This window comes from Lysinibacillus sp. FSL K6-3209, from assembly GCF_037976175.1.
Classification (GTDB): domain Bacteria; phylum Bacillota; class Bacilli; order Bacillales_A; family Planococcaceae; genus Lysinibacillus; species Lysinibacillus sphaericus_D.
This window is the reverse complement of the sequence record NZ_CP150264.1, coordinates 145,440-167,635: the sequence shown is the minus strand read 5'-3', so window position 1 is coordinate 167,635 and position 22,196 is coordinate 145,440. Positions and strand designations below refer to the sequence as shown.

Genomic DNA, 22,196 nt, shown 5'->3' with positions numbered 1-22,196 from the left:
GCTTGTTCAGTTTTCAAGGTTCATTTACATTAATTGGTGGAGCCTAGCGGGATCGAACCGCTGACCTCCTGCGTGCAAGGCAGGCGCTCTCCCAGCTGAGCTAAGGCCCCATAAATTGTATTTTAGGAAATGGTCGGGAAGACAGGATTCGAACCTGCGACCCCTTGGTCCCAAACCAAGTGCTCTACCAAGCTGAGCTACTTCCCGTTTATTTATTGGCGCGCCCGGCAGGAGTCGAACCCACAACCTTCTGATCCGTAGTCAGACGCTCTATCCAATTGAGCTACGGGCGCTAAATATTAAAAATGGTGCCGAGGGCCGGAATCGAACCGGCACGGTAGTCACCTACCGCAGGATTTTAAGTCCTGTGCGTCTGCCAGTTCCGCCACCCCGGCACATTTGGAGCGGAAGACGAGGTTCGAACTCGCGACCCCCACCTTGGCAAGGTGGTGTTCTACCACTGAACTACTTCCGCATGTGCATAAGATTATTTATCCTGGCAATTATTATTTTAATATATAAATGGTGCGGGTGAAGGGAGTCGAACCCCCACGCCTTGCGGCGCTAGATCCTAAGTCTAGTGCGTCTGCCAATTCCGCCACACCCGCATATTATTGTTGGCAATTAAAATGGTGAGCCATGAAGGACTCGAACCTTCGACCCTCTGATTAAAAGTCAGATGCTCTACCAACTGAGCTAATGGCTCAAAAAATGGTGCCGGCTATAGGAATCGAACCCACGACCTACTGATTACAAGTCAGTTGCTCTACCTGCTGAGCTAAACCGGCATATGGTGGAGGATGACGGGCTCGAACCGCCGACCCTCTGCTTGTAAGGCAGATGCTCTCCCAGCTGAGCTAATCCTCCTGGGTATTATGCCTAGCGACGTCCTACTCTCACAGGGGGAAGCCCCCAACTACCATCGGCGCTAAAGAGCTTAACTTCCGTGTTCGGTATGGGAACGGGTGTGACCTCTTTGCCATCATCACTAGACTATTTAAAAGACAAGATTCATTATAACATAAAATATTATAATTACAAGCTTTTTTTTAAAACTTACTTGTTCTTTCAAAACTGGATAAACGGTTCATTGAATGTTTCAAACTTTTTGGTTAAGTCCTCGATCGATTAGTATTCGTCAGCTCCATGTGTCACCACACTTCCACCTCGAACCTATCTACCTCATCGTCTTTGAGGGATCTTACTTACTTGCGTAATGGGAAATCTCATCTTGAGGGGGGCTTCATGCTTAGATGCTTTCAGCACTTATCCCGTCCACACATAGCTACCCAGCGATGCCTTTGGCAAGACAACTGGTACACCAGCGGTGTGTCCATCCCGGTCCTCTCGTACTAAGGACAGCTCCTCTCAAATTTCCTACGCCCACGACGGATAGGGACCGAACTGTCTCACGACGTTCTGAACCCAGCTCGCGTACCGCTTTAATGGGCGAACAGCCCAACCCTTGGGACCGACTACAGCCCCAGGATGCGATGAGCCGACATCGAGGTGCCAAACCTCCCCGTCGATGTGGACTCTTGGGGGAGATAAGCCTGTTATCCCCGGGGTAGCTTTTATCCGTTGAGCGATGGCCCTTCCATGCGGAACCACCGGATCACTAAGCCCGTCTTTCGACCCTGCTCGACTTGTAGGTCTCGCAGTCAAGCTCCCTTGTGCCTTTACACTCTACGAATGATTTCCAACCATTCTGAGGGAACCTTTGGGCGCCTCCGTTACCTTTTAGGAGGCGACCGCCCCAGTCAAACTGTCCGCCTGACACTGTCTCCTGCCCCGCTAAGGGGCATGGGTTAGAATTTCAATACAACCAGGGTAGTATCCCACCGACGCCTCCTTCGAAGCTGGCGCTCCGAGATCTCTGGCTCCTACCTATCCTGTACAAGTTGTACCAAAATTCAATATCAGGCTACAGTAAAGCTCCACGGGGTCTTTCCGTCCTGTCGCGGGTAACCTGCATCTTCACAGGTACTATAATTTCACCGAGTCTCTCGTTGAGACAGTGCCCAGATCGTTACGCCTTTCGTGCGGGTCGGAACTTACCCGACAAGGAATTTCGCTACCTTAGGACCGTTATAGTTACGGCCGCCGTTTACTGGGGCTTCAATTCGCAGCTTCGCTTGCGCTAACCACTCCTCTTAACCTTCCAGCACCGGGCAGGCGTCAGCCCCTATACGTCACCTTACGGTTTTGCAGAGACCTGTGTTTTTGCTAAACAGTCGCCTGGGCCTATTCACTGCGGCTCTCATGCGCTTGCACGCTCAAGAGCACCCCTTCTCCCGAAGTTACGGGGTCATTTTGCCGAGTTCCTTAACGAGAGTTCTCTCGCACACCTTAGGATTCTCTCCTCGACTACCTGTGTCGGTTTGCGGTACGGGCACCTCTCACCTCGATAGAGGCTTTTCTTGGCAGTGTGAAATCAGGAACTTCGTCCATACGGACTCGCCATCACAGCTCAACGTTACAGTGTGCGGATTTGCCTACACACACGCCTTACTGCTTGGACGCGCACAACCAACGGCGCGCTTACCCTATCCTACTGCGTCCCCCCATTTCTCAAACGGTGAGGAGGTGGTACAGGAATATCAACCTGTTGTCCATCGCCTACGCCTATCGGCCTCGGCTTAGGTCCCGACTAACCCTGAGCGGACGAGCCTTCCTCAGGAAACCTTAGTCATACGGTGGACGGGATTCTCACCCGTCTTTCGCTACTCATACCGGCATTCTCACTTCTAAGCGCTCCACCAGTCCTTCCGGTCTGACTTCAACGCACTTAGAACGCTCTCCTACCACTGACATCGTAGATGTCAATCCACAGCTTCGGTGAATCGTTTAGCCCCGATACATTTTCGGCGCAGCGTCACTCGACCAGTGAGCTATTACGCACTCTTTAAATGATGGCTGCTTCTAAGCCAACATCCTGGTTGTCTGTGCAACGCCACATCCTTTTCCACTTAACGATTACTTTGGGACCTTAGCTGGTGGTCTGGGCTGTTTCCCTTTTGACTACGGATCTTATCACTCGCAGTCTGACTCCCGTGTATAAATATCTGGCATTCGGAGTTTGTCTGAATTCGGTAAACCGGGATGGCCCCCTAGTCCAAACAGTGCTCTACCTCCAGTATTCTCATCACGAGGCTAGCCCTAAAGCTATTTCGGAGAGAACCAGCTATCTCCAAGTTCGATTGGAATTTCTCCGCTACCCACACCTCATCCCCGCACTTTTCAACGTGCGTGGGTTCGGGCCTCCAGTAAGTGTTACCTCACCTTCACCCTGGACATGGGTAGATCACCTGGTTTCGGGTCTACGACCACGTACTAATTCGCCCTATTCAGACTCGCTTTCGCTGCGGCTCCGCCTTCTAAAGCTTAACCTCGCACGTAATCGTAACTCGCCGGTTCATTCTACAAAAGGCACGCTATCACCCATTAACGGGCTCTAACTACTTGTAGGCACACGGTTTCAGGATCTCTTTCACTCCCCTCCCGGGGTGCTTTTCACCTTTCCCTCACGGTACTGGTTCACTATCGGTCACTAGGTAGTATTTAGCCTTGGGAGATGGTCCTCCCGGATTCCGACGGAATTTCACGTGTTCCGCCGTACTCAGGATCCACTCTGGAGGGAATGAACTTTCGACTACAGGGCTTTTACCTGCTCTGGCGGACCTTTCCAAGTCGCTTCATCTAACTCATTCCTTTGTAACTCCGTATAGAGTGTCCTACAACCCCAAGAGGCAAGCCTCTTGGTTTGGGCTCTTCCCGTTTCGCTCGCCGCTACTCAGGGAATCGATTTTTCTTTCTCTTCCTCCAGGTACTTAGATGTTTCAGTTCCCTGGGTCTGCCTTCAAGACGCTATGTATTCACGTCAAGATACTACGCGATTAAACGTAGTGGGTTCCCCCATTCGGAAATCTCCGGATCAAAGCTCACTTACAGCTCCCCGAAGCATATCGGTGTTAGTGCCGTCCTTCTTCGGCTCCTAGTGCCAAGGCATTCGCCGTGCGCCCTTAATAACTTAACCTGCAGCTTCCGATATACATCGTAATCCAGCGTCAGCTTCATTCATTCGGTCAGTCACGTACAGAGGTACGCTCCTTCTCTCACTCAATCGCTTCCTTGTCTTACTCGTATCTCGAAACCTTCATTTGTTATTAAGCCTAAAAACTTAATTTAAAAAATAAATGTGTTTGTTACAATTTCAATGTCGTTTTATCCAGTTTTCAAAGAACAAATTCACTACCTGTTTCTACTTCTTCGCAAATTTGCGACGAAAGCGTAGCGACAGGAGCACAGTTTTGAAGTATTTCATCGTAATGATAAACCTTCAAAACTGAACGCAAAACGTAATCTTACAAACCCAAGGTTTGTATTCCGAAAATATCCTTAGAAAGGAGGTGATCCAGCCGCACCTTCCGATACGGCTACCTTGTTACGACTTCACCCCAATCATCTATCCCACCTTCGGCGGCTGGCTCCAAAAGGTTACCTCACCGACTTCGGGTGTTACAAACTCTCGTGGTGTGACGGGCGGTGTGTACAAGGCCCGGGAACGTATTCACCGCGGCATGCTGATCCGCGATTACTAGCGATTCCGGCTTCATGTAGGCGAGTTGCAGCCTACAATCCGAACTGAGAACGACTTTATCGGATTAGCTCCCTCTCGCGAGTTGGCAACCGTTTGTATCGTCCATTGTAGCACGTGTGTAGCCCAGGTCATAAGGGGCATGATGATTTGACGTCATCCCCACCTTCCTCCGGTTTGTCACCGGCAGTCACCTTAGAGTGCCCAACTAAATGATGGCAACTAAGATCAAGGGTTGCGCTCGTTGCGGGACTTAACCCAACATCTCACGACACGAGCTGACGACAACCATGCACCACCTGTCACCGTTGTCCCCGAAGGGAAAACCATATCTCTACAGTGGTCAACGGGATGTCAAGACCTGGTAAGGTTCTTCGCGTTGCTTCGAATTAAACCACATGCTCCACCGCTTGTGCGGGCCCCCGTCAATTCCTTTGAGTTTCAGTCTTGCGACCGTACTCCCCAGGCGGAGTGCTTAATGCGTTAGCTGCAGCACTAAGGGGCGGAAACCCCCTAACACTTAGCACTCATCGTTTACGGCGTGGACTACCAGGGTATCTAATCCTGTTTGCTCCCCACGCTTTCGCGCCTCAGTGTCAGTTACAGACCAGATAGTCGCCTTCGCCACTGGTGTTCCTCCAAATCTCTACGCATTTCACCGCTACACTTGGAATTCCACTACCCTCTTCTGCACTCAAGTCTCCCAGTTTCCAATGACCCTCCACGGTTGAGCCGTGGGCTTTCACATCAGACTTAAGAAACCACCTGCGCGCGCTTTACGCCCAATAATTCCGGACAACGCTTGCCACCTACGTATTACCGCGGCTGCTGGCACGTAGTTAGCCGTGGCTTTCTAATAAGGTACCGTCAAGGTACAGCCAGTTACTACTGTACTTGTTCTTCCCTTACAACAGAGTTTTACGAACCGAAATCCTTCTTCACTCACGCGGCGTTGCTCCATCAGGCTTTCGCCCATTGTGGAAGATTCCCTACTGCTGCCTCCCGTAGGAGTCTGGGCCGTGTCTCAGTCCCAGTGTGGCCGATCACCCTCTCAGGTCGGCTACGCATCGTCGCCTTGGTGAGCCGTTACCTCACCAACTAGCTAATGCGCCGCGGGCCCATCCTATAGCGACAGCCGAAACCGTCTTTCAGTATTGTCCCATGAGGGACAATAGATTATTCGGTATTAGCCCCGGTTTCCCGGAGTTATCCCAAACTATAAGGTAGGTTGCCCACGTGTTACTCACCCGTCCGCCGCTAACGTCAAAGGAGCAAGCTCCTTCTCTGTTCGCTCGACTTGCATGTATTAGGCACGCCGCCAGCGTTCGTCCTGAGCCAGGATCAAACTCTCCATAAAAAGAAATTTGATTAGCTCAAATTGTTTTGCTGGCATCAATTTTGATGTCCAAAATTTTGTTTCATTCACTAACAAAGTTAGCTAGTAAAAACTATATTGATTACGTTTTGCTTGTTCAGTTTTCAAGGTTCATTTCGATGCCGTTTGTTTCAGCAACTTTTATATAATAACATTTTCAAACTTCGTTGTCAACAACTTTTTTAAAATACTTTACTTCTTTAAGAAGTGACAACTTTTAAATCTTACCACTTCCAAATGTTGTTGTCAACATTTTTTTGCGGTCATTATTTAAGAAGTTTGTAATACTTAATGTTGCGTCGTCTTAACGACAAGTAATAATTTATCACGTTTCTAAAATCTCTGCAAGTATTTTTCTACAAAAATATTATTTCTTTAAAAAAAACGTCATTAGTAAGCTATTAATAGTAGTTTCTAGCTACGATGTTTTTACAATTATTCTTGCTTTGAAAACATTGTTATTACTATACCTCTGTTTTTGTCATTTCTCAATAAAAAAAGAGACCCTTTTCAACAAGGATCTCCTAATTTAATGATTATTTCGTTATATGACGCATTGTTGGGAATAATAGTACATCACGAATTGATGGTGAGTTTGTAAGAAGCATGATTAGACGGTCAATACCAATACCTAATCCACCTGTTGGCGGCATACCGTATTCTAAAGCTTCAATAAAGTCATTATCCATTTCGTGTGCTTCGTCATTGCCCGCCTCTTTTTCAGCTAGTTGCGCCTCAAAGCGTTCACGTTGATCGATTGGATCATTAAGCTCTGTGAATGCATTCGCATGCTCACGACGTACGATAAACAGCTCAAAACGATCTGTGAAACGCTCGTCCTCTGGGTTTTTCTTCGCTAAAGGAGAGATTTCTACAGGGTGACCGAATACAAAAGTTGGCTGCACTAGTGTTTCTTCTACTTTTTGTTCGAAGAATTCATTAATAATATGACCGACTTCATGCGCCGCTTTGACTTCTACTCCGTGTTCTTTTGCAAGTGCTTGCGCTTGTTCCTTCGTCATTGGCTGCCAGAAATCAACGCCTGTAGCTTCTTTAACTGCATCTACCATATGAACACGTCTCCAACCTACAGCAAGGTTAATTTCATCTTCACCGTATTGTACGGATGTTGTGCCAAGAACTTCTTGTGCTACATGGGCAATTAAGTTTTCTGTTAATGACATGATATCTTTGTAGTCTGCATATGCTTCGTACAGCTCAATCATTGTGAACTCCGGATTGTGACGAGTAGAGATACCTTCGTTACGGAATACACGGCCAATCTCATAAACTTTTTCTAGTCCACCCACGATTAAACGTTTTAGGTGCAACTCGATAGCAATACGCATGTATAGTTCCATATCAAGTGCATTATGGTGAGTAATAAACGGACGAGCCGCTGCACCACCAGCAATTGTATGAAGCATTGGTGTTTCTACTTCTAAGTAGCCTGCATTATCTAAATAGTTACGAATTGCGCGGATAATTTTAGAACGCGTAATAAATGTTTTTTTGCTATCTTCGTTTGTCATTAAATCTAAATAACGTTGACGGTATCGTTGTTCTACATCTTGTAAGCCATGGAATTTTTCAGGCATAGGACGTAGCGCTTTTGTTAGGAACGTAAATCCTTCAGCCTTCACTGAAAGCTCTCCCACTTGCGTACGGAATACGTTACCACGTACACCTACGATATCTCCAAGGTCAGCTTGTTTAAATAAGTCATAAGCTTCTTCACCAACATGATCCTGACGAACGTAAATTTGAATTTGTCCACCTAAATCTTGAATATGTGCAAAGCCAGCTTTCCCTTTACCGCGCTTTGTCATAATACGACCTGCGATAATTACTTCTTGTAGGTTTTCTTCTAGCTGTTCTTTTGTTTGATCTGCAAATTGTTCGCGCACTTCTGTAGAAAGATGTGTACGCTCAAATCGACTACCAAATGGATCTTGACCGTTCTCTTGAATAGCAGTCATTTTTTGACGTCTCACCAATAGCTGATCATTTAACTCTTCTATGTTTGACACTTGTTTCACTCCTTATTAAATTGTCCGCGTTTACGTCCATCTAACACCGCGGTTTGTTAATGTATTTGATTGTAATCTCTTTCAAATATAACAATACTTAATAAGTATACAACAGAGTTTTATTTTTTGCTGAAATTGATTGTAATTTGTTTATGGCATCGTTTCGGCATCATTCTTAAATAGTTTCAATCGATTATATTTTATAAACACTATACCATCATGTAGCGTGTTATTATTGCGTAATATGAAAGTCACAAACCTTTTTATTGTAGTAACCTGTTGGATTTCCTATTATAACTCCTCTAGTTCAAACGATACCTCACAGGCACGCTGTGATTTGTGAGTTTCAGGTCATTAAAAAGTATTACTTTAAAGATATGTTTCTTTAAACGCTTTTTAAAATTCCGTAACTTAAACAAGTTGTAACTCTATCATAAAAATCGAATGGAATTCCCAAAAAATTAAAAATACTCTGTGCATGTATCGGTTGTTTTTCCATGTAACCTTTTAACTCAAAGTTTAAAAAAACTACAAATTCATAAAGACGTTTGGCATCGTTTTTATGAAAATTAAGAATGGCTAAAAGGAAGGCGCCATTATCGCTTTTTCCTTGACCGCGGTTATACTCCTCCTTAGTGATTCCTAATAAATCGAAAAGCCACTCTCTATATGGTAATTCTATGTTTGTTTTGTAATTATACATTCTTCCACCATGAGCTGCTCTATTACGAAACTTGTTAAACAACTCCATGCTTTTCAAGAAAAATTCTTTTTCTTCTTCAGTAGGATCACTACCTAATAATATTATTAATACATTTTCTTTAATGTCTGAAGTTGATAATTTATATAAAACTAACAATTCTCCAAAAGTTAAAGATTTAACTAATATCCACGGAGGAACATTGTCATATTTTTGTACGTAATATTTTAATGGCTGTTCCTCAGCTTCTCTTATTTTTTTGTTTATTTTCCATAATAGATTTTCGCGTTCGGATTTTCTATTATAAGATTGTATTTTCCCAGCTTTATAATTTTCTTTTTTTAGATATTCTTCATGTTTTTCTCCATATTTTTCAGAAATACAATATGAAAGAACAGAATAAAAATTACATTCAATTGCTAAGACAGCATTAAAAATATGGGTACGAATATTCTTATCCAAACTATAAAGTGATATTAAATCATCAAATTTAGTATTAGGAAGAAATCTATCTTCATCAGTATTATTGACCTTGTCCTCTAAAAATATATCTTTATATCCATTAATTACATCATAATAAGTAGTTTTTAATAGAAACTTTTTTGTAGAATCATGAGAATCGATAATTAACCCTCTATCTATTAATTTTTGTACTTGCATATCTATGTTAAGAAATGGTTTTTCTAATATGGTCATATTATCACCCCTACATTATATATATTTCCATATTATACTAAAAAAGGACAGAAAAAAACCTCTTACTATATTACTTAAGTAAGAAGTTTTCTCTAGCCGATCGTCGGCCTGCATAATGTATTATATGTATAATAGCTCTGTATTATGTTAATGTCAATCATTTAAAGAGAATTTATTTCTTAAATAAGAAATTTTTTCCTTATTTATTTTTTAGTTTCAAAAAGTCTGGCTCATCGATTATTAGTGAGTACCTGACTATTATTGTTATAACGTACGTTTTAAGTTCTTATATGCGTATAAAATCACCGCTATATCAAATTTTGTATTTCTTACTCAAAGGTTTATAATTCCAACGGATTTAAGAAAAATATTAATCATTTCTACTCAACCTTATACTATGCCAAAGTGTTAATCGGGTCATTTACATTGTGACCTCATTTAACACTTTAAGTACCTAGCATTAATTTGGAGAATATAAAACATTATAAATAGAAGAAAGTCACTCATTATTTTTCAAATGAGTGACTTTTTTGCTTGATTCTTCTATTTTGTTTGCCTTTCGTCTTCTTCTTCACCAGTTATAATATTTCTTAATTTAATCAACTGGTTAATTACTACATCTAAACTCTCAACTTTATTAAAACCAAATGTAACAGGAGCATCATTTAAACTTAACTTTTCACCTTTTTCTAATTCTGTGCCAATCGGTACAGGGTCAATCTTAGTAAATTGAACAGCCCCTGTTTTTAGCTTTTTATTTCCAACTATACGAACACCTACATCGCCATCTCCAAATAATATTTGAACAGAACTAGTTCTTAGAATCGGCATTATCATTTATCTCCTTTAAGTACTTAAATATCAAATCTTCTGTTTGGGTTTTTAATGCTTGCTTTGCATAACGCAATTCAACATCTTCACCAGGAGTTTTTAAAACCACATCACTAAAATATTGGTCAATGTGAATCCACTTCACAACCTCTATTTTACATTTGGCCAACATACGCTTTTTGTTGTAATAATCATTCCTTATATTTTTTAATAGGTCATCAACCATTTTTATATAAACTACTGACATCTTTAGGTTTCCTAGTGCATCGTAATCATTCTGTAACGATTTTACTGCCATATCTAATAGGATAAATTCATGTACATTTCTGCGCTCATCAGGCTTAATCATCGTCGTCTACCAATGAAGCTTTTTGTATCATATCAAAGGTAATACGCTTGATTGATAGGTCAGAATCTAAAAGTAACTCCTTTTTATAAACATCTGCCCCAGTGATCTTTCCAATTTCATCATATAATTTTTGGTTTTTCCAAAGTGTGAGCTTAATTAGCTTTTGCATTTTGAAAGCTCGCTGGATTGTTTGCTCAATCTCTTCAAGCTCCCATTCAGTCAACTCGCGCTTTTTTTCGTAAAACTGCTCCTTTTTCCACTCCTTGAGCTGAACTAAATGTTCAGGCAACATTAATGCTGTCCATTTCATATTTCCACGGTCATTTAACATCACAATCACGCTCCACTATTAATCAACGTCAGATACTTTTAAAATATCTAGAAAATGTACCTTATGGATGCCCATATATCTGTCTTTTATGTGGATTAATTTAGTGTTAGCATCCATTTTTACGACCGTACCTTCTAATTGCTCATCGCGCTTATAAATTGTGTATGTATAAGCTTTATTCCTTTCCATTGATTCAGATAGTGTATAAGCGATTTCTTCGAGGTCAGATTCGTCTCGGGCTAAATGCTTTGGTTCTTTTGCTTGTGTAGATTTAGCTTTTCGTTCATCTAGTTTCTTCATCTTTGAAATTTTTGTTTGTTTCGGAACTGTTGCTGACATGTTTATCTCCCCTAAAAAAGAACGTTTGTTTGTATATATTATAGAACTAATGTTCTTATTTAGCAATAAAAAAGACTAGGATCAAAATTAATTGATTACCTAGTCCTTAATTTTTTCACTAAACACACAACGGTTGCCTATCTGAGAAAAAATCAAATCTGTCCTTTATCATAGTATTTATTGATTTATTTGAATTCACAAAAGATAAATGTTTTTTTACATAATTAATGTCATATTCTTTAATCAACTCAATAAAGGCTGAATTTGTAAAACTTGAAGTAATGCTGTTAACGCCTGAAAATGACACCGTAACGTTTTCTCCATGATCGAAATTACTTTTTATCAATCGAAAAATAACTGTTCCATCGTCATTGGAGTAACATCGTTCTACATGATTCAAAATTTCAATTACCACCATTCGAACTCCTCCTCTTCTTCCGTTTCAAGATCTTCTTTTTCAACTTCAGCAGTATCAATGTTGAATTCTAAAAATGTACCAGGGTAAAAACCTGCTGACTCTAAAGGTCTTGGAACCATTTCTCCATTATTAGAATATACATCCAATATACCATACCCAGAATTTATGTGTACAGAACCTTTTAGATTGACAACAACGTTCTTTATCATTGTATACAAACCAGCTCCTAAATTTCTAGGCGATGTTTTTGTGGTGAACCCTTCTTCGATTGCGTACATCAACGCTTCGGAATCAGAACAATTTGATACTACTTTCCTTATGTTATAAGGTATGCCCACTCCAAAGTCTGCTATACAAAAAGTCAGTAATTTTTTTTGAGGAAAATGTTGAGCATAAATACAACCAATGTTTTCATATGAGTGATCCTTAATATTATTAAAGATTTCTCCTAAGCACATTTCTATATTCCCTAGCGTTGCTTTTTTCACTCCTAACTGCTCAGCAAGCCATGGTGTAAAAGTTAGCTGCAACCAACTATGGCTTTGCTCATAATTTACATCTTGCAATGGTATTGTAGTGGATCTTAATACAGCACTTTCCACTAGAGGCTTACGTAAATGTTTCTTAAAAAAACCTGAATCATCCAAATATTTAGTGGGAGTGTTGTTATTAAGCACGTTTGTGTAAGTATTAAAACTAACATTTACGTTTCTTTTTAATAACCAAGCAATCATATTATCAAGAGCAACTACTCCTGCTGGTTGAATAAAATTTAGGGTCGTGAAATCTATTATTACTTCATTATGTAATGGCCTTTTATTCTCATCAAGAACATGAATCATTAAACTATTAATGCTGGATCTATCTAAATTCCTTGGTAACTTTAAATTTATAGCCATGTAAAATCCTCCCTTTTTTTGATTTTACTTCACTATAAAAATAATAGTTGTATTTTTTTGATATGAATGTACTATTATATTCACCTTTTTTAGGAATTTTTAATCAGCATTTAATTTAATAACTTAATTATAGAACAAATGTTCGGTTTATGTCAATAAAAAAATACCAGGCTCACAAATGTTTGTGATTACCTGGTATCTGTTGTTTATAAAGTTCGTTTTACCACTGAAATTAATAATCCTAAAGCTTCACCATCTGTCATAGAACCAACCCTTTCACTATGGTCCACCTTCAAGATTCCTTTTTGGTAAGTCGCTTTTAACAATCCTTTTAAATCCTCTTTAGCTGTTGATGTTAGTGTGTTTGGCACTTTTGGTTCCTCCTTTTGTTGAATTGTATTTTTCGGCTTCATTGCTTCTTCAATTCGTTTTAAGAAACTATTCCAGCGGTTTTCACTTAAGATACGATGCGGGCAGTATTTTCCGTTCCAGTCCTGATGTTTTTTCACGCGGTCAATGCCCCAACCGTACTGTTTTAAAAGTTTAGCGATATATTGTACAGCGTTTTCCTCGGCCGCAGCATAACGAGCTCCACCACTTTTGCTGTAGCAGATTTCGATACCGATACTTTTCCGATTACCGTTACCTTGTCCGTCTCCGCAATGCCAAGCGTTGCGATTGAATGGAATGGCTTGAATAGCCTGTTTATCATCTACTGCAACATGGTAGGATACTTGGTTTCCGTTAGTTATCATGTATTTAATTTCGTTTTCGGCAGAAGCATCATTTGATGTGTTGTGTACTGTGATGTATTGAGGCACCATAGTATAAGGTGACTTAATAGGATATTTACTTGAAAGTAGTGAGTTTTGTTTTAATGTATATGCCATTATTCATCATCCTTTAGTTTTGAATATGCTAATGCTTGTTCACTATCAGACGTTCCAATAGTCGTTGGATCAATAACGATACCCAATAAAGCTAATATGCTTAAAACAGTCTCTGAGATAGCAGTTACTTGATCATTGTAAATCGTAATATCGACATTAAAAATGCCCGCTATTTGATTAGCGAGCACGATAAGTAATGCGATTAGTGATACCCAAAATTGTTTGTGTTGTAAGCGTACTTTCCAGTTAATTTTCATAATATAATCCTCCTATTTTGTTTTAATAATTAAAGCTAATAAAGCTAAAATTACTGATCCAATGATTGTGGTTGATACCCACCAAATTATTTTGTCGATTTTATCTAATCGCTTATGAGCGCTTTTCGTACTTGCTAACGCTTCCTCTGCAATATCTTTAGCATTATCGGCAGTTTGACGAATGTCTCTTATATCATCAATCTTCGCCTCAATCCCACCCAAACGTTCATATATATTTCTAATCAATTCATCACCCATGCCCTCACCAATCCTTTGCCCAAAATAAGTAAAGCTGTCAGAAGCATCGAGATTCAGTACCATGTACAATTGCCCATCTCGATTACTCTCACAACGCTAAAATTTTCATAAAAAATAACGCTAAGCCTTAGCTTGCGTTTCCATTAATGTACATAACTCTTTATATTCATCTTGCGTGATACGTTTTGTCAGAACAAACAAATCCATGCTTGTTAACAATTCATTCTTTTGCGTTTCTGTCATGTTTTCTCGTTCTGCTAACTTTTTGCAAGCTCGATAAGTAAGGCTGTTCATGCTTAAACCTCCATTTCTTTCATAGAAATAAGCGTTTCTATATTTACTAAAATCTTAGCTTGGATTTCATCTATCTGTGGTTCAATCGGTATTGGTTCAGGACGATTAGGCGCTGTAAATTCTCCTGTTTCACCGTTATAAGTGCTACCTATTTTAACCTCTAAATCATTAATTAGTACCATATCATTTCTATCATCTTCGGCACTTAATTGGCTGACACCTATAACAGTATTGTTTTCACTTAACTGTGCGTAAGTATGCATTCTCTCTCACTTCCTTTTTATTAATAGTACTCTGTCACTTCCCATGATAAATAAGTAGCAGAATACAATGTACCCTCATTAGAAATGGATATTCTCATTGATGTCGAAGTAAAGCTAGATATATAAGCAATGTCAGTTCCCTTAAAATCTACAGTACATTTACTGATGTCCACAGAACTAAAATTAATAGTGATACCAGTGCCTCCTTGGGGTATTAAAGTTGTTCCTCTTTGTATACTTTTTACAGTTCGACCTTTAAGCAAAGTATTAATATCTGCGGATATACTAATAGTTCGTGAATTAATTGAATCGACTACAGTTTTTGTGCTATCAACAGTTGTTTTGGTGTTGTCTACTACTGTTTTAGTTGCATTAGTAGTAGTTTTAATTGTTTCCGTATTTTGTTTAATTTGGTCTGATTTTATGTTGATTCCGTCAACACCTTGTTTAATGTCGTCAAGCTTGCCATTGACAACATTAATATCTTCATGAGTAACACCATCCGCTATTTTGTCATCCAATGTTTTTAAAACTGTATCGATTTTATCCATGTTGCCATTCTGTACATTAACGTCATAAAATTCCTCTTCATTCGGTTTTTCTAAGTTGTAATTAGGTGTGTTTGTTGACATTATTGCATCACTTCCTCTCTGATTTGTTTATGTGTAAATGCTTTTAATTGAGCATGAGTGTATTTTTTTAGTAAGGCATGTTGGTTGTATCGTAATTCAACGGTTAAAATCATGTTTTGAGGTGTAATGCGTTCTAGCATGATGACCACTGCATCGAACATACCTTTCACTGTCAATTCAATTTTTACACTTAGTGTCTTAGCTGCTACATCCCGTTTCAATTCATATTTTCCCTCGCCTAATAGGCTATCAAGCAATTGTTTCAATACCCGATTTGTGTAAGGTGCTTGCTCTTGATAACGAGCTAAAATACGGAATCTACGTGTCTCGATGGAATCAGTTGCAGGAACGCTTAGTTTAAGCATTTTTTCATATCGACTAGCACCTTTCTCATTCGCTGTTACGACAAATTGATTGTTTAATGTGTTTTCGATTTCTTGCCATAACGCTTCTAATACAGGCTTTTCAACGTTTGCTATTCCAACAATTTCTTTAATTTCATGTAGAACAGATGGTAAATAGTCGATGATGTCTACCTCTCTAGCCATTTACAACACCTCGTTTCGGAATAGACTCAACATCTAGTGCGATATTGGATTGACTGCCATTTAATTGCGTATTGGCAATATCAAGTACACCTGTTACACCTAGCAATCGGTATTCAATTTGTGACACTCGTACAACCACTCCTGCATGATCTTCTTCATAACTGTTGGCCTTGGCCCATTCTTCTGCTAACTCTTTGAAATAATCATCAATCACCTTCTGCACTTGACTCTCAATGTCAGCCCAAGTCCAACCTGCTTGATAAGTAATATTTAAAGTAACATTAATAACCGATTCACCCACACCAAAAACGGTCACTATATGGTCAATAGGTGCTGTTCCTAAACCTTCACCTTGATGTTCCAGTGGATCAACAGTCGTTTGAACCTCATCGATTAGTGTTTGTGTTGGTTTTTCGTATTGAGAGTTGATAATGACTAACTTAACTGTCCCTCCACCATTCCATGCACGATAAACACGTACACCACCAACACCAGGTAATTGACCTACCTTTTCTTTATAGTCAGCTCGATTGCCTCCAAATGCGGTGGATTCAAAGCTATTGAAATAGCGCGTACGAAATGCTTCTGTTTCTTCTTCATCGTCTCCAGGTATCAAAACATCGGTTAATATAGCCGTTTCTAAATTGTTAATATAGTTAATCGGTATAAGTTGACCTGAAAACAAATTACCGACATTACCTGCAGTTTCACATCTCAATATGAATTGCCCCTGTGTAATGCGCTCAATAACTTCATAATTCAAATCGTCCAAACTAAAACGACTACCGATTGGTACATCAATATTAAATACACCTTTTCGTTTTGCATAAGTAGCTTCAAGAGGCTTTAAACCACGTTCTGCACCACGTCTAATTAAATACTCACGCGGGGCAGTATCAGCAAATACCATGTCGATAAAATTCTTCAAAGTGAATAGCATTTGAACGGTTTCAACACTATTAGCTGCGGTTGCGTTATACACTAATGAAGTGACTTCGCGCTTATCAAGAGAGTCATCAATGCCTGCCAATTTTCTAGCCATCAGTTCTTCAAATGTCGTATCTAAATTGAATGGTTCGGCCATCAATATTCCACCTCTTTCTTAAGCGTTAATTCACCGAAAATAGTGTGTGCTGTATAAGCAACATGCACTTTATTTTTCTTTGTTGTTACTACAAATGAATCCACTTTATTAATGCGATCATCTTGTAGCAAACACTCCTGTATACGTCGTGGTACTTCACTCGCTACATAAGCAGTGGGTTTACCGAATAAATCTTTGGATTCAAACCCTGCATTCCATGTATAGATAATGTGATCATAACGCTCAACAGAAAGCATTAAAAAAATCGCCTGTTTCATAGCTTCTAATTCATCAATAAAGCCAACACAGCGATTCTTGTCATATAGTAATTTAAAGTTTTTCGATGGCTCAATAACCTCCTCAAAGTCGAGTGTTAGTCCATCATTATCAATCTGTGGAATCATCAAACCACCTCTTTATCGATAATTAAGTATTGTTGTCCGCCATGCGCTCGTATCATTGTTACTTTGTCGCCATCGATTAAACCGTTATGAATTTTGAACTTTTTACGGCCTCCGATTTCTGTTTCGTGTTCAACCGTCATGTCTACCTCGTAATCGATGACCGAGCGAGTAAGCTTTAATTGTTCCTTTTTAAGCGTTAGTTTTTGGTCAACATAGACTTCTAATGGCTCTACACTAACTACGGTTCCGTATACAATCGTACAAAGCTTTTGAGCATTTAATACTCCTTGTACTATCTTTTGAAACTCAATTAAAATATCTTCCATACTACGCAACGAAATCACCGCCAATCAGTTTTAAGTCCATACGATGGTCTGATTCTTTGAAGGTGTGTTTGACCGTTTCAACCAACATAAAATGAGCTACCGTTATGTCCCCTAAGTACATTTGAACGCCTAATGTTGTGCCACCACGCACCGTTGGATCACCAAACACTTTATTGATGTGTAGCTTCCTTGATTTACGATTGTAAAGAGCCAACATGCCATCAGCTTTCGCTTTACCATTTTCTTTTTCATCCAGTTTATCTGTCATCTGCAATACGCCCCACTCGTTCATTTTGGAGCTGTCTTGTGCGATATAAATTTCACGTTTACCTGTTTTTTTGTTTTCTCGTACTAGCTTGATTTTGTTGTAGGTGTTCTCGTCAATTGAAGTTGTGTATTCAAACGATTCGCCCGATTCTTCATCGATAAGTAAATCTGATTTCAGCATCTTGATATTGCGAAGATTTAACGCGCCATAATCGTCATACAGTACATATAAGTCACCTGTGTTAAGCGTCGTTTCAGATAGGGCATTATCCATAATGGTAAATAGCTCTTGGTTATCCTCTACTCTTGAAGCAATGACATGTTTCGTATTCGCGACAATGCCTGTCTTTAGCCTAAAGTCCTCTGCAATCATTTGAAGGACTTGAGCAGCCGTTTTACTGGCGTATACGTATGTGTCTTTGTTTTTAAAGTAACGTAGTTGGTCATAGCAAGTAACGCTGATAAGACGGTTGTTATTCCGTTTTTTAGTGAATACAAAGCCAAAAAATATCTTGTGGCCATCGTAATCAAAACGAACTGCATCCCCTTCATGGAAGCCTAACACTTCATCTTTAATGATGTTAAATGTTAGCTTACCTGGTGTGCCTTTACGATGTGTTTCCCACTCGACACCCTCTTCTACAGCACATTCAAAAATACGTCCTTTACTCATGATATATAGCTGTGATTTAGCCAAGTTTTATCACCTGCCCAACTTTAATTTCATTTGGATTTTTAATGTTATTGAGCTTTGCAAGTTCGGGAAACTTTGAGCCGTCGCCTAAGTACTTCTTAGCAATTGCCCACAACGTATCACCTTTGACGACAGTATGTGTTTTAGGTGTTTCCTTGCCCGTTGTAGGGCGTTTTTGTTCAACCACTGCCTTTTGTGTAGTTGGTGCACTTGTAGCGTTATTGGGTGCAGTAGCTGACTTAGTAATAAGTCGTTTATTGCCATATGCTCGGTATTGCTTCAAACGGATACTTACCATGACATCAAAGCCATTTTCAGCGGATTCTTTGATTTCATAATCTTCTATTGAAACAGTCATGTTCGTGTCAAAGAGTAAGTTGCCATTCGGCATCATACGGTTAACGATGAATTGAAACGGCTTGTCAGATACCATTAATTTTTCAAGCTTATCGAGATAATAAGTAGCTGGTTGAAAACCATTCGGATAAACAGAAAACGGATATTTGGCGTTTGGGAGTAATACCTCAAACTCAATATCCGTTAAACCTGTTTTCTTGATGATATTTACTTCCCCATCGTTCATTAGCACGATTGTTTCATTACGGCCATTAATTTTCGTAATCAATTCAGAAGGAGCGACAGGGAACTGTACGCCATCTATGAAAAAGTTATACATAATCTGTCGGCCCTCCTTCCGCTAACATTGCAACTGTTTCCTCTACTTTTTCACCGAATTTATCAACAATCCCGTCGATGTCCATTTCGTTATTAATATAGTTTTCATTTTTCATATCCACTGTGATTTCTGCTGTAGTATATCGGTTGATTGCTTCACGTTCAGCAAGGTCACGCATATATTTCAAGTCCTCGCCTGCACCTTCTAGCGATTTTGCTGCTTTTGCTGTGTTCTTTGCTGTTTTATCTCCGTTTTGATTTCCTTTGTCTAATTTGTCACCAAGTGCATTTTTCATTGCATCTTCAATCGCCTGTTGAGATTTATCACTAGCTCCGTTCTTATCACCTTTAGATAAATCGTTGCCCCAATTGTACCCTGTATCCCAAGCAGCTCCCAATGACTTCATTTCCATTTTAGGTGCTTCCCAATAATCGGATGGAGCTTCACCTACCCAATCTTTTAATCCTGCTTTAATACCTTTGAAATCACTTGTTATTGATGTTCTATGAGAGAATTCAGTCCCTTTTCCTAATCCAATCTTAGCTGCAATATCTGTAGGTAGTAAATCTATTAACCAATTCCATGCCTGGATAGCTTTATTAACAGCATCGATCATCGCATTTGCAAAACCAGTAGCAAATTTATCCCAACCACTGGACATAGCAATAGCTTGGTCTAAAACATTGCTAGCAAGGTTGTAAAATAGCTTTTTTACTGAATACATAGGATGGCTCCACACATTAACGAAAAACTCTGCAATTGAAGCAAAGATATTCCATAAATAAGCAATAACGTTATAAATATAAGCACCTAACATCATGAAAAATCCTGCTATTGCTCCAGTAGCGCTATAAGAAGTACCTGCAAAATAATTAATTGCAGCTACAGCTAAATAAACTATTCCTATAAGAATAGCTATAGCCATAATGACAATAAATATTGGATTGGCAGCTAATGCAGCATTCAAACCCCAAGCAGCTGTTACCATTGACCATGTAGCACCAGTACCAGCACCTATTGCGGCAGCGTATAAAAAAGTTACTGTAGTTGAAATAGTAGTCCACAAAACTGTTGCCATTTTTGCAAGCTTTACAGCAAGTAATGCAGCCACATAACCTGTTAATATCGCTGTTACTGCTCCAATTACAGGTCCTATTACTGACCAATTATCGTAAATATAGCTACCACCAGAAATTAACAAATCCATTGCAGTTGTAGCAACTATCGCTAGTTTTTCAAAAGACGATGTGGTATTTTCCATCATTTGCTTCACTCTATCACTGTTGGCCACATCATTTATTTTTTGTAAAATGGGTGTGAATGCTTTTAGTGCTCTATCTGTCATTACAGTCCAAATATCCGACCATTTTGTAGGTATACTACCGAAGGCTGCGTTTGTTTCTTCTGCTGCATAGAACATTGCATTCTTAATAATATCTGCTGTAATAACACCATCTGATGCTAACTTTTTTATATTTGAAGCATCAATGTTCATTGCTTCTTCTAAATATCGCTGAATATTAGCTACAATTGGTTGAGCATTATCAAGGACTGCACCTAATTCTTCACCTTGTAAACGTCCAGCAGCCATTGCTTGTGTGAGTTGCAACATAACGGAACTAACGCCTTCCGCTGAAGAACCAGCAATAGCAAAAGTTTTATTGATTTGTTCAGCAAATGCAATAATTTCTGTCGGATTGGCAAATGCTGCTGATGCCTGCATCCCTAATTTACCAACCATGTCTGCTGTTGATTTATATGATGTAGCTGTACGTTGAGCTGATTCAAAAATACTATCTTGTAATTCTGCTGTTGTCATTAACGCACTATTAATACTCCCAGAGGCTTCTGCATTTTTTTGATATGTGCTGTTCATTAAATCTAGACGTGCTTGTGTATTAATCATTTCATCAGATAATTTAACAACATTACCCATTGATTGAAGGGTTAAGAAAGCAGCAACAATACCAGCAATTTTCCCTAATAATCCATCGGCAGCATTTGTACCATCTCTTATATGATTAGTAAAATTTTGTTGAGCGTTGTCAGCAGCATGAATTTCGTTTTCAATCTGATTAAATTGTTCAGCGGCTCTTGCTAACTCTTGGCGAGCGATTTCAATACTAGATGTATCCATCATGTGACCAGATGCAGCATTCATCGCTTCCATTTGGTTAACCATCATAGATACAGCATTATGCATAGCTCTCATTGGTTGGCTTAAACGGTCTTGAATTTGAATAGCTGTGCGAATTGTTGCGATATTATCACGTCCTTCTCGAAAAATGAAAAAGAGCACCACAAAGGCGCTCTTTAAAGATTCGTTATTTTTCTTTCATTTTTCAATAAATCATAGTAGTTGGTGTTAAAAAGATTTGCATTTGGTTCATTAGTAACTTCCATTGAAATATAATCTAACTCATTACCTTTTTCATAAGCAAATATTAAATATTTTTCGGTAATTGTGCTCGTCTTTTCTTTTGTTCTTCCACCTATCATAGCACCTAATGCTCCGAACAGAACATAACCTCCAACAGCACCGCCTGCACTGCTTACATAACTTTTTTGAATTTCGACATCTGTTTTAATTAAAATATCTCGAACTTTAGAAATATCTAATTCTATAGTGTCTTGGTTTCTTTCGAATATTATTTTATCTTTGCATCTATAAACAAAAATTTCTGCTCCTTCTGCAATCGGTAAACCAGCCATGTGTTTTACTTTAATACATAAATCTGCATTTAATAACTGTTGTCTAGATTTTGATCCGAGAATTTTACTTTCTGCCTCAAACTGTTCTTTCTTTTTATCAGCTTCTTTTTGTTTACGAGCTTCTACAGCTTCAAAACTATATGTCTTTTTATATAGCATAATTAAAAAAGTCTCAAATAAAGCAACAACTACCAATAAGATTGCAACAATTAAAAAGTCTGCACCTTTATAGCCTTTAAAGTTTAAAAATATATCAGACAGGCTTTTTAGAAAATACAACCCGACTAATACAATTACCAAAAGATGAAGCGTTTTTTTCATTAAAT

The 22,196-nt window shown here is 39.3% G+C and carries 22 protein-coding genes, 9 tRNA genes and 3 rRNA genes; all 34 read right to left on the bottom strand.

The window, feature by feature from the left end; all coding sequences use genetic code 11:
* Positions 1-34 precede the first annotated feature (34 nt).
* Positions 35-110, bottom strand: a tRNA-Ala gene (locus tag MHH88_RS00985).
* Between the two features lie 20 nt (positions 111-130).
* Positions 131-207, bottom strand: a tRNA-Pro gene (locus MHH88_RS00980).
* A 9-nt stretch (positions 208-216) separates the two neighbouring features.
* Positions 217-293: transfer RNA gene (locus MHH88_RS00975), tRNA-Arg, on the bottom strand.
* A gap of 13 nt (positions 294-306) precedes the next feature.
* Positions 307-395 (bottom strand) — tRNA-Leu (locus MHH88_RS00970).
* Between the two features lie 5 nt (positions 396-400).
* Positions 401-475, bottom strand: a tRNA-Gly gene (locus MHH88_RS00965).
* Positions 476-523: 48 nt separating this feature from the next.
* Positions 524-608, bottom strand: a tRNA-Leu gene (locus MHH88_RS00960).
* Positions 609-630: 22 nt separating this feature from the next.
* A tRNA-Lys gene (locus MHH88_RS00955) sits at positions 631-706 on the bottom strand.
* Between the two features lie 6 nt (positions 707-712).
* Positions 713-788: transfer RNA gene (locus MHH88_RS00950), tRNA-Thr, on the bottom strand.
* Positions 789-791: 3 nt separating this feature from the next.
* Positions 792-867: transfer RNA gene (locus tag MHH88_RS00945), tRNA-Val, on the bottom strand.
* Between the two features lie 10 nt (positions 868-877).
* A 5S ribosomal RNA gene (gene rrf, locus MHH88_RS00940) occupies positions 878-993 on the bottom strand.
* 115 nt (positions 994-1,108) lie between these two features.
* Positions 1,109-4,036, bottom strand: a 23S ribosomal RNA gene (locus MHH88_RS00935).
* Positions 4,037-4,402: 366 nt separating this feature from the next.
* Positions 4,403-5,954: ribosomal RNA gene (locus MHH88_RS00930) — 16S ribosomal RNA — on the bottom strand.
* Together the 16S, 23S and 5S rRNA genes with 9 tRNA genes alongside form the textbook arrangement of a ribosomal RNA operon.
* Positions 5,955-6,508: 554 nt before the next feature.
* A complete protein-coding gene (gene lysS / locus MHH88_RS00925) occupies positions 6,509-8,011 on the bottom strand; it encodes a lysine--tRNA ligase (protein WP_176723162.1) in 1,503 nt (500 codons plus the stop codon).
* 376 nt (positions 8,012-8,387) lie between these two features.
* Positions 8,388-9,398 carry an Abi family protein gene (locus MHH88_RS00920; protein WP_339261026.1) on the bottom strand — a complete coding sequence of 337 codons (1,011 nt, stop codon included), beginning with the start codon at positions 9,396-9,398 and terminating at the stop codon, positions 8,388-8,390.
* Positions 9,399-9,941: 543 nt separating this feature from the next.
* Entirely contained in the window at positions 9,942-10,229 is a 288-nt protein-coding gene (locus MHH88_RS00915) for a hypothetical protein (protein ID WP_339261024.1), read from the bottom strand.
* The gene (locus MHH88_RS00910) at positions 10,210-10,578 is read right to left on the bottom strand and encodes an aconitate hydratase (RefSeq protein ID WP_339261022.1); all 369 of its coding nucleotides are present in this window, start codon (positions 10,576-10,578) and stop codon (positions 10,210-10,212) included. Before MHH88_RS00910 ends, MHH88_RS00915 begins: the two co-directional genes overlap by 20 nt.
* A complete protein-coding gene (locus tag MHH88_RS00905; protein ID WP_339261020.1) occupies positions 10,571-10,888 on the bottom strand; it encodes a YolD-like family protein in 318 nt (105 codons plus the stop codon). The genes MHH88_RS00910 and MHH88_RS00905 overlap by 8 nt, the downstream gene beginning before the upstream one ends.
* Positions 10,889-10,927: 39 nt before the next feature.
* Positions 10,928-11,248 carry a YolD-like family protein gene (locus MHH88_RS00900; protein ID WP_339261018.1) on the bottom strand — a complete coding sequence of 107 codons (321 nt, stop codon included), beginning with the start codon at positions 11,246-11,248 and terminating at the stop codon, positions 10,928-10,930.
* 118 nt (positions 11,249-11,366) lie between these two features.
* Positions 11,367-11,666 (bottom strand): STAS-like domain-containing protein, encoded by a 300-nt coding sequence (locus tag MHH88_RS00895; protein WP_339261016.1) that lies wholly within the window; start codon positions 11,664-11,666, stop codon positions 11,367-11,369.
* Positions 11,657-12,565, bottom strand: a complete 909-nt coding sequence (locus MHH88_RS00890) for an ATP-binding protein (protein ID WP_339261014.1) — start codon at positions 12,563-12,565, stop codon at positions 11,657-11,659. The genes MHH88_RS00895 and MHH88_RS00890 overlap by 10 nt, the downstream gene beginning before the upstream one ends.
* 206 nt (positions 12,566-12,771) lie before the next feature.
* Entirely contained in the window at positions 12,772-13,455 is a 684-nt protein-coding gene (locus MHH88_RS00885; protein ID WP_339261012.1) for an N-acetylmuramoyl-L-alanine amidase family protein, read from the bottom strand.
* Positions 13,455-13,712, bottom strand: a complete 258-nt coding sequence (locus tag MHH88_RS00880; protein ID WP_339261010.1) for a phage holin — start codon at positions 13,710-13,712, stop codon at positions 13,455-13,457. Before MHH88_RS00880 ends, MHH88_RS00885 begins: the two co-directional genes overlap by 1 nt.
* Before the next feature lie 12 nt (positions 13,713-13,724).
* Positions 13,725-14,033 carry a hemolysin XhlA family protein gene (locus MHH88_RS00875; protein WP_339261008.1) on the bottom strand — a complete coding sequence of 103 codons (309 nt, stop codon included), beginning with the start codon at positions 14,031-14,033 and terminating at the stop codon, positions 13,725-13,727.
* Between the two features lie 57 nt (positions 14,034-14,090).
* The gene (locus MHH88_RS00870; RefSeq protein WP_339261006.1) at positions 14,091-14,264 is read right to left on the bottom strand and encodes a hypothetical protein; all 174 of its coding nucleotides are present in this window, start codon (positions 14,262-14,264) and stop codon (positions 14,091-14,093) included.
* Positions 14,265-14,266: 2 nt separating this feature from the next.
* Positions 14,267-14,527, bottom strand: a complete 261-nt coding sequence (locus MHH88_RS00865) for a hypothetical protein (RefSeq protein WP_339261004.1) — start codon at positions 14,525-14,527, stop codon at positions 14,267-14,269.
* A 20-nt stretch (positions 14,528-14,547) separates the two neighbouring features.
* On the bottom strand, positions 14,548-15,159 hold the full coding sequence (locus tag MHH88_RS00860) for a hypothetical protein (protein WP_339261002.1): 612 nt from the start codon (positions 15,157-15,159) through the stop codon (positions 14,548-14,550).
* A complete protein-coding gene (locus MHH88_RS00855; RefSeq protein WP_339261000.1) occupies positions 15,159-15,707 on the bottom strand; it encodes a putative phage tail protein in 549 nt (182 codons plus the stop codon). The genes MHH88_RS00860 and MHH88_RS00855 overlap by 1 nt, the downstream gene beginning before the upstream one ends.
* Complete coding sequence (locus MHH88_RS00850; RefSeq protein ID WP_339260998.1) at positions 15,700-16,791, bottom strand: baseplate J/gp47 family protein; 1,092 nt, start codon at positions 16,789-16,791, stop codon at positions 15,700-15,702. Before MHH88_RS00850 ends, MHH88_RS00855 begins: the two co-directional genes overlap by 8 nt.
* Complete coding sequence (locus MHH88_RS00845; RefSeq protein WP_339260996.1) at positions 16,791-17,195, bottom strand: DUF2634 domain-containing protein; 405 nt, start codon at positions 17,193-17,195, stop codon at positions 16,791-16,793. The genes MHH88_RS00850 and MHH88_RS00845 overlap by 1 nt, the downstream gene beginning before the upstream one ends.
* Positions 17,195-17,521 carry a DUF2577 domain-containing protein gene (locus MHH88_RS00840; RefSeq protein ID WP_339260994.1) on the bottom strand — a complete coding sequence of 109 codons (327 nt, stop codon included), beginning with the start codon at positions 17,519-17,521 and terminating at the stop codon, positions 17,195-17,197. Before MHH88_RS00840 ends, MHH88_RS00845 begins: the two co-directional genes overlap by 1 nt.
* Position 17,522: 1 nt before the next feature.
* Positions 17,523-18,485: a hydrolase gene (locus tag MHH88_RS00835; RefSeq protein WP_339260992.1), complete on the bottom strand. Its 963-nt coding sequence runs from the start codon at positions 18,483-18,485 to the stop codon at positions 17,523-17,525.
* Positions 18,478-19,158 (bottom strand): LysM peptidoglycan-binding domain-containing protein, encoded by a 681-nt coding sequence (locus MHH88_RS00830; RefSeq protein WP_339260990.1) that lies wholly within the window; start codon positions 19,156-19,158, stop codon positions 18,478-18,480. Before MHH88_RS00830 ends, MHH88_RS00835 begins: the two co-directional genes overlap by 8 nt.
* Positions 19,151-21,457 (bottom strand): tape measure protein, encoded by a 2,307-nt coding sequence (locus tag MHH88_RS00825; RefSeq protein ID WP_339260988.1) that lies wholly within the window; start codon positions 21,455-21,457, stop codon positions 19,151-19,153. Before MHH88_RS00825 ends, MHH88_RS00830 begins: the two co-directional genes overlap by 8 nt.
* 14 nt (positions 21,458-21,471) lie before the next feature.
* Positions 21,472-22,191, bottom strand: a complete 720-nt coding sequence (locus MHH88_RS00820) for a hypothetical protein (RefSeq protein ID WP_339260986.1) — start codon at positions 22,189-22,191, stop codon at positions 21,472-21,474.
* Positions 22,192-22,196 lie beyond the last annotated feature (5 nt).